An 11,712-nucleotide genomic window follows, 5' to 3' on the forward strand; every position below is an offset into this window, starting at 1 on the left:
AGAGTAAAACTAATATTTCAAAGATTGGCCAGCTTATTATTGCAGTAATTCAACCTATGCGTTTGAATTATTTTTCCGCCAAAAGCTGAATTAAAGAAAATCGCCTCTTGTCAAACAGGGCTTTCTCCGTAGATCATGGTTAATTATGTGTTGTCGTATTTCGTGAGCTTCAGTTTCTGATCGGCACACATAGACCAGTGAAGAGCATTGCATGGCTCTTGTTTGAAATGCATTTGTGCGCTGCCAGTTCATCCATCCAGCGGCAAATGCCCCCTGAAAAACTGAACCACATTGGAAGAGAGGAAACAGAAATGTCCAGTTTGCTGCCCCCGCTTCATGACGGTCACGCACCGATCTATCTGCATCATGCATTTCAGGATGCAGTCGATGCCTATGAGGATTGGGCCTTGGAAACCGCCGAGCCGTCCGTTCAGGTCAACGGCAAGGTGACACGGATCAGCGTCGTCTTCCGCCGCCTGTGGAACTGCACCGACATGGTGCCGCGCCACACGCTGGAAGCGCTGAAAGCTATCGTCCCGACCGGCATCATTCATGCTGAACACTGGAAGGAAACGCCCACATTCGCAGAAGCTGCCCGCATCATGCGTGTCGCTCTGGAAAGGCGCAAGGCACGACTGCTCCCGGTCGTGTGCTGATTTTCCCGAACGAATAGAAACGGGCGGATTTTCCGCCCGTTTTGCATGCCCAGGATCAGGAAAGCCGTTCTAGACAGCAGGATCGAGCTTGCGGAAGCGCACGCGGGCGCTGCGCTCGATGGCGGCGACGGTCAGTTCATCCAGCGTCCAGCGGTCACGCAGCATCTGGAGGAATTCAAGCTCTTCCTGCTCCACATGCAGATCAGCGGCCGCCACTTCGACGGCCAGCGCATAGGCCGTATCGTAGAGGCGTTCCGGCAAGGCGTCATGCGCGAGATCAAGGATTTTTTCCAGTCCGTCCTCATCCGCCAGAAGCGCATAGCAGTCGCTGGCGAGTTTCGGCAGGCGCTCCTTGTCGAAGCCCTGAAAGACCGGCAGGCGGGAAACGACATTGCCGATGGACGACAGTTCGGCATCGGTCATTGTCGTGTCCGCAGCAGACGTCGTGATCATGATGTAGACAAGCGCATCCTGCGGCGTGATCTTTTTCATCGGGCTACTCCTGTACAACATGATCGGAATCATCATTTCATTGGAATTGACGGGAAAATTAGGAAGCCTCACGCGGTTACGCAAGGAAATTCGGCGCTGACCGTTGACGGCACCGGGGTTGCCGCGCCATAGAGCAGGGGTGCGCATTTGGCGCATCGTTTTCAAAGAATAAAGCCCTTCACAGGATATCAGGATAAAATCATGACTTCGCACCGCCTTCCCGAAATCACGCTGACCCCGGAACTGACCGCGGCGGCTGCGGAAGCGAAAGCATGGCCCTTTGAAGAAGCGAAGAAAATTCTCAAGCGCTATGAGAAGACCGGCCTGCCCGATACGGTGATCTTCGAAACCGGCTATGGCCCATCCGGCCTGCCGCATATCGGCACCTTTGGCGAAGTGGCGCGCACCTCGATGGTGCGCAATGCCTTCCGCATCCTGACCGGCGACAAGGTCAAGACGCGCCTGATCTGCTTCTCCGACGACCTGGACGGCATGCGCAAGATCCCCGACAATGTGCCGGACCGGGCAGCGCTCGAGCCCTATCTGCAAATGCCGCTTTCGGCCGTTCCGAACCCGTTCGGCGGCGACTACAAGAGCTTTGCGGATCACAACAACGCCATGCTGTGCCGCTTCCTCGACACTTTCGGCTTCGATTACGAGTTCGCCAGCGCGACCGAATATTACAAATCCGGCAAGTTCGACGCGGTGCTTCTCAAGGCCGTCGAGCGCTATGACGACATCATGAAGGTGATGCTGCCGACGCTCGGCGAAGAACGGCAGGCAACCTACAGCCCGTTCCTGCCGATCTCGCCGAAGTCCGGCCGCGTGCTCTACGTGCCGATGAAAAGCGTGGATGCCAAGGCTGGCACCATCACCTTCGACGATGAAGACGGCGTTGAGACCACCCTGCCCGTCACCGGCGGCAATGTGAAGCTGCAATGGAAGCCGGATTTCGGCATGCGCTGGGCGGCGCTCGGCGTCGATTTCGAAATGTTCGGCAAGGACCACCAGACCAATGCTGGCGTTTATGATCGCATCTGCGAAATCCTCGGCGGGCGCGCACCGGAGCATTTCGTCTATGAACTGTTCCTCGACCAGCTTGGCCAGAAGATTTCCAAGTCGAAGGGCAACGGCATTTCCATCAACGAATGGCTGGCCTATGCGCCGACCGAAAGCCTTGCGCTTTACAATTTCCAGAAGCCGAAGACCGCCAAGCGGCTCTATTTCGATGTCATCCCGAAGGCGGTGGACGAGTATTTCAGCTATCTTTCGGCCTATGAACGTCAGGAATGGAAGGACCGGCTGAACAATCCGGTCTGGCACATTCATTACGGCAACCCGCCGAAGGTGAACCTGCCGGTCACCTTCGCGCTGATGCTCAATCTGGTCAGCGCATCGAATGCCGAAAATCCGGGCGTGCTGTGGGGCTTCATCTCGCGGCACGTGCCGGGCGTCACACCGGAAAACAATCCGGAACTCGACGCGCTCGTCGGCTATGCGATCCGTTACTTCAACGATTTCGTGAAGCCGACCAAGCAGTTCCGTGCGCCGGACGATGTGGAACGCGCAGCCCTCGAAACGCTGGATGCGAAGCTCGCAACGCTGCCTGCGGGAACCGATGGCAACGACATCCAGAACGCCATTCTCGATGTCGCCCGTGCCATCGAGCGCTATCAGGACCATACCAAGAAGAGCCCGGAAGGTGGCCCCGGCGTTTCGGTTTCCTTCTTCCAGATGCTCTATGAAGTGCTGATCGGTCAGGAACGCGGCCCGCGTTTCGGCTCATTCGTCGCGCTTTACGGCATTGATGAAACCCGCGCGCTGATCAAAAAGGCGCTGGCTGGCGAACTGGCGTAGAGATCAATACATACTTAACCCAGATCAATGAATCGAACAAAAGGGCGGCTTCGAGCCGCCCTTTTGTTTTATACCGACATCCTCATCCTGAGGTGCGGAGCGAAGCGTAGGATCATCCTGAGCCTGTCGAAGAATCGTCGGACGAAGGTTCAGAAAGCTCAAGCCCGACCCTTCGCCCCCCCTTAGGCCCGCCCCTTCGACACGCTGCTTCGCACGGGCTCAGGATAGGGCTGGTTGCAGCCCATAGCGGGATGATGGTTGACTTGGAGCGTTTCCTGTTCTGCTTAAACCGTTGGAAATGCTCTCAATTCGTCCCGCTCTATTGTGCGGGCGGCGCGGGTGGAAAACCGTCCAGTGGCTGTGGCGATGGCGATGGCGATGGCGGCTGCGGTTCCTGTTCAGGGGCCAGAGGTGAAGGGTTATCCATCATATCGCTGCTGCCGGGTTCCGGATTGGGCAGCGACGTATCGGGCCTGTCGCCGAAAATCCCAAGGCGTGCTTCCACGGCCTTGCGGCCTGCTTCCTCATAGGCGTTGCCGGGGGCAGCCTTCGCCCAACCATTGGCAACGAGCCACGCGGCGGCATCTTCATTGCCAAGCGTGCATTCGGTCGCGACCGCAGCGCCACTATCGTTTTGCGGCAGGCGGCACATGACGGCGCGGGAGCGCAGCCACTGCCGGAAGGCTGTGCGCGCCTGCATGCCGCACGGCCAGCTTTCGCCGGAAGCGGTCTGGCAGGTTTGTTCGACGGGCACGATTTCAATGCCCTGCAACTCGATCGTGCGGCCCTGGCTTTCCAGCCGTCCGGCCGCCACGGCGACGGGACGCTGCAAAAGCTGCATCTGCTCGCCTGCGTCAACAGGCGTAGCCGGTGCCGGTGGCTCCGGTGGCTTTGGCGTGGATGCAAGGCCGAGATCGCTCAGCGGCGGGCGCGGCGCTTCGCGTTCCATGCCGCCATCATCAGCCTGATCGTTTGGCTTGCCCGTTTCTGCTGCCGCAGACGCCTGCCCATCGGCGGGACCTGTCTGGCCCGGTTGCGACGGCGTTCCCTCCGGCGTATTGCCCGTTTCAGGCGAGCTTCCCGGCTCGTTATAGTCGAACTGTTCGACAACGATGCCGTTGCCCGTACCGGTCTTCGTCTGTGCATCACCGGAATCGATGACGACGACGGGACGGTCCAGCGCGCCAAAAAACGGCGCCACGAAGGCCGCGACCAGTACAGCGCCCGTTATACCTGCCAGCCCGCCGAAAACGGCGCGCGCGTGGCTTCTGTTCTGCGATTGCGCCATTACTGGCTCGCCCACAAAATGCGGGCGACCCATTCGATATCTCTGGACTCGAAGACGCGGTTTGGATGCTCTGGATTGAGCGAATGAAGCTCAATGGTTCGCGGCGTCTGGCGATGCAGGATCTTGGCCATCACTTCTCCGTCTTTCGTTCGCACCACCACGCGATCGCCCCGGCGAATGGCGGTATTGGGTGCAACGATCAGCGTATCGCCATCCCGGTAAAGGGGCAACATGGAGTCGCCCGAAACCTCCAGCGCATACACCCCTTCGCCCGTGCTGGCGGGAAATTCCACGATGTCCCAGCCCTGCCCTGCCGGAAAACCGGCATCGTCGAAGTAGCCGCCCGCGCCCGCTTCGGCCATGCCCAGCAGCGGGATCGACTGCATGTCCTGCGTATATTCGCCAAATTGCGGCGTGCGGGTTTCCCCGCCGATGAGCCGTGTGAACTCATCGAAGGTCGAGCCGGTCGCTTCCATCACCTTGGCCAGCGATTCCGTCGAAGGCCAGCGCGCGCGCCCGTCCGACGCATAGCGCTTGGATTTGTTGAAGGTCGTCGGGTCCAGCCCTGCCCGACGCGCCAGCCCGGACGCACTCAGGGAATGACGTTCGGCCAGAGCATCGATGGCCGCCCACACGCTCTCGTGAGAAAACATAGTCATGATCCGCCACATAGGTTCCGACATATCATCCGGACAGCCCCGTCAGGAGATATGTTTCAAAGGATTTTAAACCTAATCTTCCGTCCCATCTTCAGCTGCAACCTACCGAAAAAGCGTGAATTGCGCAAGATGGCTGAATTAACAGGGAAAATTTTCTTATTGGCGGTGAGCGCAATCCAGCAGCGGCGGAAGCGTAAACAAAAGCGCGGCATGAAACATGCCGCGCTCCGATGATCCTAGGAAGGGACGAGCTTACGCTGCCTTCTTCGTTTCCGCCTTGTACGGATTGAAACGCTTGTAGAAGCTTTCGCCGTTTTCAGCCATGTCGATGAGAAGCTTCGGCGCCTTGAACTGCTGGCCGTATTTCTTCTGCAATTCCTTGGCGAGCTTGACGAACTTCTTCGCACCCATGCCATCGATATAGGACAGCGTGCCGCCGGTATAAGGCGCGAAACCGAAGGCCAGAATGGAGCCGACATCGGCTTCACGCGGGTCGGTGACGATGCCTTCTTCCATCACGCGGGCAGCTTCCAGGGCGATGGTGACGAGGAAGCGTTCCTTCAGTTCCTTCACATCGACCTTGTCAGGGTCCTGCTGCGGGTAGAGGTCCTTCAGTCCCGGCCACAGATGCTTCTTCGCAGGCTTGGCCGGATAATCATAGAAGCCCTTGCCATTCTTGCGGCCCTTGCGGTCGAACTCGTTGACGAGACGATCCACCAGTTCCACATGGCGCGGATCGACAGCCTTCTCGCCAAGATCGGCAAGCGTTGCCTTGAGGATCTTCTGCGACAGATCAATGGCCGTTTCGTCGTTGAGCGCCAGCGGACCAACCGGCATGCCGGCCATGCGGGCGGCATTTTCGATCATGGCAGCGGGCACACCTTCAACGAGCATGTTGTAGGCTTCCGACATATAGCGCAGCACGCAGCGATTGACGTAGAAGCCGCGCGTGTCGTTGACGACGATCGGCGTTTTCTTGATCGCACGGACGTAATCGAGCGCGACGGCCAGCGCCTTGTCCGACGTCTTCTTACCCATGATCACTTCGACCAGCATCATCTTGTCGACAGGCGAGAAGAAATGAATGCCGATGAAGTTTTTCGGGCGCTTCGAGACTTTGGCAAGGCCGGTGATCGGCAGAGTCGAGGTGTTGGATGCGAAAATCGCCGACGATTTCAGAACTTCCTCTGCCTTTTCGGTCGCGACACGCTTGACTTCGCGATCCTCGAACACGGCTTCGATCACCAGATCGGCACCGTCGAGAAGAGCATAATCCGGCGTCGCGGTGATGAGCGACAGGAGCTTTTCCTTGTCGGCCTCGGTGGCGCGGCCTTTCTGGATTTCCTTGGTCACCAGATCGGCGGTATGCGCCTTGCCCTTGTCGGCGGATTCCTGATCGCGGTCGATCAGCACGACGGGAATGCCGGCCTTCGCTGTCACATAGGCAATGCCTGCCCCCATGAAGCCAGCGCCGATAACGCCGATCTTCTTGAGCTTGGTCGGCTTTTCATCCGCCGGACGGCGCGCGCCCTTGTTCAGTTCCTGCAGCGACACGAAGAGCGAGCGGATCATCATGCCTGCTTCGGTCGTCTGAAGGATTTCGGTGAAATAGCGCTGCTCGATCTTCAGGCCGGTGTCGAAAGGCACCAGCAGGCCTTCATAGACCGATTTCAGGATGGCAAGCGCTGCCGGATAATTGCCGGAAGTTTCGCGGCGCAGGATTGCCGTTGCGGCAGGCCAAAGGTTCGCACCGGCAGCCGAATAGATCGCGCCGCCCGGAAGCTTGAAGCCCTTTTCATCCCATGGCTGAACCGGCTTCAGACCGCCTTTAATGAGCTTCTTGGCGGTTTCGACCAGCTTCTTGGCCGGAGCAATCTCGGTGACGAGGCCCATCGCCTTGGCGCGCTGCGCCGTCAGGCTGGAGCCGGTCGTCATCATCTGGAGTGCGTCCTGCTGGTTGGCAAGGCGCGGAACGCGCTGCGTACCGCCAGCGCCGGGAAAAAGGCCGACCTTGACTTCCGGCAGAGCCATCTTCACGCCCGGCGCATCGGATGCCACGCGGGCATGGCAGGCGAGCGACATTTCGAACGCACCGCCCATGCAGGTACCATTGATGGCCGAAACCCAGGGCTTGCCGCAGGTTTCAAGCTTGCGGAAAAGGCCGCTCATTTTGCCGACATTGTCGAACAGCGACTGCACGGCGGCCTGATGGTCCTTGGCCTTCTGCTTCTGGAATTCCTTGAACATGCCTTCCAGCATGGTCAGGTCCGCGCCGCCGGAGAAGCTCTCCTTGCCGGATGTTATAACAACACCCTTGACCTTCTCGTCGGCGGTGGTTGCGTCGATGATGGCGTTCAGTTCCTGCATCGCCTCGACGGTGAAGACGTTCATCGACTTTTCAGGCATGTCCCAGGTGACGAGAGCAATGCCGTCGGCGTCGGTTTCAACTTTGAAATTCGTGTAAGCCATTCGTAAAACCTCCCTCACCCTATACGCGCTCGATGATCGTCGCCGTGCCCATGCCGGCCCCGATGCACAAGGTCACCAGCGCGGTGTTGAGATTGCGGCGTTCCAGTTCATCCAGCACCGTGCCGAGGATCATTGCGCCGGTCGCGCCCAGCGGATGGCCCATGGCAATGGCGCCGCCATTGACGTTGATCTTGTCGTGGGGAATGTCGAAGGCCTGCATGTAGCGCAGAACCACGGCGGCGAAGGCTTCGTTCAGTTCGAACAGATCAATGTCCGAGAGCTTCATCTTTGCCTGCTTGAGAAGCTTTTCCGTCACATCGACCGGGCCGGTGAGCATAAGCGCCGGTTCGGAACCGATATTGGAGAAAGCGCGGATGCGGGCACGCGGCTTCATGTCGAATGCCTTGCCAGCCTTCCTGGAGCCGACGAGGACGCCAGCCGCGCCATCGACGATACCGGACGAGTTCCCGGCATGGTGGACGTGGTTGACCGTCTCGATTTCCGGATGGGCCTGAATGGCGACGGCGTTGAAGCCGCCCATTTCACCCGGCATCACGAAGGACGGGTTGAGCTGGCCCAGCGCCTGCATGTCGGTTGACGGGCGCATATGCTCGTCATGATCGAGAATGGTCAGGCCGTTCTGGTCCTTGATCGGGATGACCGAGTTCTTGAAATAGCCCTTTTCCCACGACTTGGCGGCACGCTTCTGGCTTTCGACGGCATAGGCGTCGACGTCATCGCGGCTGAAGCCGTATTTCGTGGCGATCAGATCGGCGGAAACGCCCTGCGGCATGAAATAGCCGGGGAAGCCGACCGACGGGTCCATGTACCAGGCGCCGCCCGACATGCCCATGCCGACGCGCGACATGCTTTCGACGCCGCCGGCGATCACCAGATCGTCGGAACCGAACGCGACCTTGGCTGCCGCCAGATTGATCGCATCGAGACCCGAAGCGCAGAAGCGCGAAATCTGGATGCCCGGCGCCTTGAAATCATAACCGGCTTCAAAAACGGCGGAACGCGGAATAACTGCACCAGCTTCGCCTACAGGATCGACGCAGCCGAAAATGATGTCATCGACCTTTGCCGTGTCGATGCCGTTGCGGTCGCGCAGGGATTCAAGAACCTTCGCGCCCAGACGGACGGCTGGCACTTCGTGCAACGAACCGTCCTTCTTGCCACGCCCGCGCGGTGTGCGCACGTGATCGTAAATATAAGCCTCAGCCATTTTTGCTCCTTCCCGCCAAATTTTGGCACGCCAGGCCCGAAAGCCCGGCGTAATCTCTGGTTCAGAATGTGTCCGCTTCGAGCGCCATCATCGAATCCGCACCCGACTGGATGCGTGCAAGATGGGCTGCACTTTCCGGCATGATCCGCTCGAAATAATAGCGTGCAGTGACAAGCTTGGCTTCGAGGAAAGCCTTGTTGCCTTCACCCCTGCCAAGCTTTTCTTCCGCGATCCTGGCCATCCGCGCCCACATGAAGCCGAGCGCCACCAGACCGAACAGATGCATATAGTCGTTGGAGGCGGCACCCGCATTGTCGGGCTTGGCCATCGCATTCTGCATCAGCCACATGGTGGCGGCCTGAAGATCGTTGAGCCCCTTCTTCAGGTGCTTGGTGAAGAAGGAAAGCTTCTCGTTCTCACGATTGGCTTCGCAGAATTCTCCCACTTCCTTGAAGAAAGCCGTAACCGCGCGACCACCGTTCAGCGCCAGCTTGCGGCCCACCAGATCAAGCGCCTGAATGCCGTTGGCGCCTTCGTAGATCATGGCGATACGCGCATCGCGCACATACTGGCTCATGCCATGTTCTTCGATATAGCCGTGGCCGCCGAACACCTGCTGCGCCATGACGGCATGTTCAAAACCCTTGTCGGTCAGAACGCCTTTCAGCACGGGCGTCAGAAGCCCGACGAGATCATCGGCAGTCTGACGCTCGGCCTCGTCACCGGAGCGGTGCGCGATATCGGAGTTGAGCGCCGTCCACAGAATGAGCGCCCGACCGGCTTCGTTGAAAGCGCGGATATTCATGAGGTTGCGGCGAATATCCGGATGGACGATGATCGGATCGGCCTTTTTATCGGGCGCTGCGGCACCCGAAAGCGCACGGCCCTGAATGCGCTCACGCGCATAGATCACGGCATTCTGGTAAGCGGTTTCGGCAATCGAAAGCCCCTGCAAGGCCACGCCCAGACGCGCTTCGTTCATCATGGTGAACATGGCGCGCAGGCCCTTGTGGGCTTCGCCGATCAGATAACCCTTTGCCTCGTCATAATTCATGACGCAGGTGGCATTGCCGTGAATACCCATCTTTTCTTCGATGGAACCGCAGGAAACGCCGTTGCGCTCGCCCGGATTGCCGTTTTCGTCAAGAATGAACTTCGGCACGATGAAAAGCGAAATGCCCTTCACGCCTTCCGGCGCGCCATCGATGCGGGCCAGCACCAGATGGATGATGTTTTCCGCCATGTCGTGTTCGCCAGCCGAGATGAAAATCTTCTGGCCGGAAATCTTATAGGAACCGTCTTCCTGCGGGGTGGCGCTGGTGCGCAGCAGGCCCAGATCCGTACCGCAATGCGGCTCGGTCAGGTTCATCGTGCCGGTCCAGGTGCCTTCCACCATCTTCGGCAGATAGGTGTCCTTCTGCTCGTCGGTGCCATGGGTCAGGATTGCGGCAATCGCGCCCTGCGTCAGGCCCGGATACATGGTGAGCGCCATATTGGCGGAAGACATATATTCGCCGACAGCCGTATGCAGCAGATAGGGAAGCCCCTGTCCGCCAAATTGCTCCGGCACGGCAAGGCCGAGCCAGCCGCCTTCACGATAGAGATCATAGGCTTCCTTGAAGCCCTTCGGCGTGGTGACCGAGCCATCCGACGACCGCTTGCAACCTTCGCGGTCGGCCGTGTGGTTGACCGGGAACAAGGTGCCTTCCGCAAGCTTCGCGCCTTCCGACAGGATCGCCTCGACGACATCGGGCGACGCGTCGGCAAAGCCCGGCAGATTGTTGTAACGCTGATAATTCAGAACGTCGTTGAGAACGAAATTCGTATCCTCAACTGGCGCGCGATAGCTCGGCATAGAAATCCTCCAATTCACCACCTGAGCCGTTCCGCGATGCTTGGAACGAGCCCTTAACCGCGTTTCATGCCTGCATGCCACATTATAGCGAAATGTTGTGACAGCGCGCATGTTGCAGCAAAACCGGACGAATTTCTCCGAAAAACAGTCCTTTTTGCCGCTTTTTTGACCGAGCACCTCACGGAATCCGCGCTCACCCCGTCAATTTCGGACCGAAGCTAACCTACTTTGACGTTTCCGTAAACGTCAAAAATTACACAACTTCGTGCGGGATGGGGAAATGCGCACCCCAGCGGACCGGAAGCTCAAGACAGCAATGTCAGACAGCCTCGCCGGTACGTGGTGCGGCCAATAAAAAACCGCCGGAACGCTTTCGATCCGGCGGTCTGTCTTGAACGATCTAGGCCCGAAAGGTTCGGGCCGCAGGTCAGGCGGCAGAAGATGTCGCCGGTGCGGAAGCGACCGGGGTTCTCGACCGTGCGGGAGCAACCTTCTTCTTCGGCTTCGGCAGCAAACCTTCGCGCTGCGCCCTCTTCTTGGCATCCTTGCGCGCCCGGCGAATAGCCTCGCCCTTCTCGCGCACACGCTTTTCCGAAGGCTTTTCATAAGCCCTGCGTTCTTTCAGTTCACGGAGAATTCCCTCGCGCTGCATCTTCTTCTTGAGCACGCGCAGCGCCTGATCGACATTATTGTCTCTTACCAATACTTGCAATTCAGCTCCTTTCTCAGCCGCGCACAAACCGACAAAATCCAATTATTTCATCGTGTTGCCACGGCCACCTCAATTCATTCGCTTGTATGACTGCACAGACCGGCTACGGGGCTCGCCTGTCGCGCTCGAGGCGCGCGGCTTTCAATCGCTCCGTCTTGGCATCCACCGCGGCTTTTTCGTGCTGCAGGATAGCCTTTGCCGTTTTGTCGGTAATGGCGTTCTTGGCTTCCATCCGCGAAAGCGGTTTCTTGAACAGCGTGTCCTTGGTCAGTCCTGCCGATTTTTGTTCGAGCATTCTACTTACTCCCGGTCAAAAGCCGCTTCACACTTGGGATGCACTTGAAAATAAAAAAGCAACGGTGTTAGGTGTCAAGCACCGTTGCGTTTGCGTCCCGGATTCTCGCGTTGAGGATAATGATCATTTTTCGCATGACGGCGACGAGTGCGACTTTGCTCGGCTTTCCCTTTTGCTTGAGGCGCTGGAAGAACGCCTTCA

General features: G+C 58.5%; 10 protein-coding genes and 1 pseudogene. 2 read left to right on the forward strand and 9 right to left on the reverse strand.

Annotated features, from left to right (window positions below; all coding sequences use genetic code 11):
* Window positions 1–311: 311 nt before the first annotated feature.
* Window positions 312–656, forward strand: coding sequence for a hypothetical protein (locus tag ACOWVS_RS09655; RefSeq protein ID WP_063620285.1), 345 nt, complete (start codon window positions 312–314; stop codon window positions 654–656).
* Between the two features lie 69 nt (window positions 657–725).
* Here the strand turns inward: ACOWVS_RS09655 and ACOWVS_RS09660 are convergent, their stop codons facing one another.
* Entirely contained in the window at window positions 726–1,148 is a 423-nt protein-coding gene (locus ACOWVS_RS09660) for a tellurite resistance TerB family protein (protein ID WP_006470576.1), read from the reverse strand.
* A gap of 201 nt (window positions 1,149–1,349) precedes the next feature.
* Between ACOWVS_RS09660 and ACOWVS_RS09665 the strand changes: the two genes are divergently transcribed.
* Window positions 1,350–3,005, forward strand: a complete 1,656-nt coding sequence (locus ACOWVS_RS09665; protein WP_075041841.1) for a lysine--tRNA ligase — start codon at window positions 1,350–1,352, stop codon at window positions 3,003–3,005.
* 319 nt (window positions 3,006–3,324) lie between these two features.
* Here ACOWVS_RS09665 and ACOWVS_RS09670 read toward each other — a convergent pair whose 3' ends face one another.
* The 8 genes and pseudogenes from ACOWVS_RS09670 to ACOWVS_RS09705 all read right to left on the reverse strand — a co-directional run.
* Complete coding sequence (locus ACOWVS_RS09670; RefSeq protein ID WP_063620287.1) at window positions 3,325–4,293, reverse strand: thermonuclease family protein; 969 nt, start codon at window positions 4,291–4,293, stop codon at window positions 3,325–3,327.
* Window positions 4,293–4,946 carry a S24 family peptidase gene (locus ACOWVS_RS09675; RefSeq protein ID WP_025091003.1) on the reverse strand — a complete coding sequence of 218 codons (654 nt, stop codon included), beginning with the start codon at window positions 4,944–4,946 and terminating at the stop codon, window positions 4,293–4,295. Before ACOWVS_RS09675 ends, ACOWVS_RS09670 begins: the two co-directional genes overlap by 1 nt.
* A gap of 258 nt (window positions 4,947–5,204) precedes the next feature.
* A complete protein-coding gene (locus tag ACOWVS_RS09680; RefSeq protein ID WP_075041840.1) occupies window positions 5,205–7,421 on the reverse strand; it encodes a 3-hydroxyacyl-CoA dehydrogenase NAD-binding domain-containing protein in 2,217 nt (738 codons plus the stop codon).
* A 19-nt stretch (window positions 7,422–7,440) separates the two neighbouring features.
* Complete coding sequence (locus ACOWVS_RS09685; RefSeq protein ID WP_075041839.1) at window positions 7,441–8,649, reverse strand: acetyl-CoA C-acetyltransferase; 1,209 nt, start codon at window positions 8,647–8,649, stop codon at window positions 7,441–7,443.
* Between the two features lie 61 nt (window positions 8,650–8,710).
* Window positions 8,711–10,504 carry an acyl-CoA dehydrogenase C-terminal domain-containing protein gene (locus ACOWVS_RS09690; protein ID WP_075041838.1) on the reverse strand — a complete coding sequence of 598 codons (1,794 nt, stop codon included), beginning with the start codon at window positions 10,502–10,504 and terminating at the stop codon, window positions 8,711–8,713.
* Window positions 10,505–10,931: 427 nt separating this feature from the next.
* Window positions 10,932–11,216, reverse strand: a complete 285-nt coding sequence (gene rpsU, locus ACOWVS_RS09695; protein WP_025090998.1) for a 30S ribosomal protein S21 — start codon at window positions 11,214–11,216, stop codon at window positions 10,932–10,934.
* A 103-nt stretch (window positions 11,217–11,319) separates the two neighbouring features.
* Window positions 11,320–11,511 (reverse strand): hypothetical protein, encoded by a 192-nt coding sequence (locus ACOWVS_RS09700; protein WP_006469319.1) that lies wholly within the window; start codon window positions 11,509–11,511, stop codon window positions 11,320–11,322.
* A 67-nt stretch (window positions 11,512–11,578) separates the two neighbouring features.
* Window positions 11,579–11,712, reverse strand: a pseudogene (locus ACOWVS_RS09705) (IS110 family transposase); the annotation flags it as partial.

Origin of the sequence: Brucella sp. IR068 (assembly GCF_049065885.1) — a bacterium.
Taxonomy (GTDB): Bacteria; Pseudomonadota; Alphaproteobacteria; order Rhizobiales; family Rhizobiaceae; genus Brucella; species Brucella intermedia.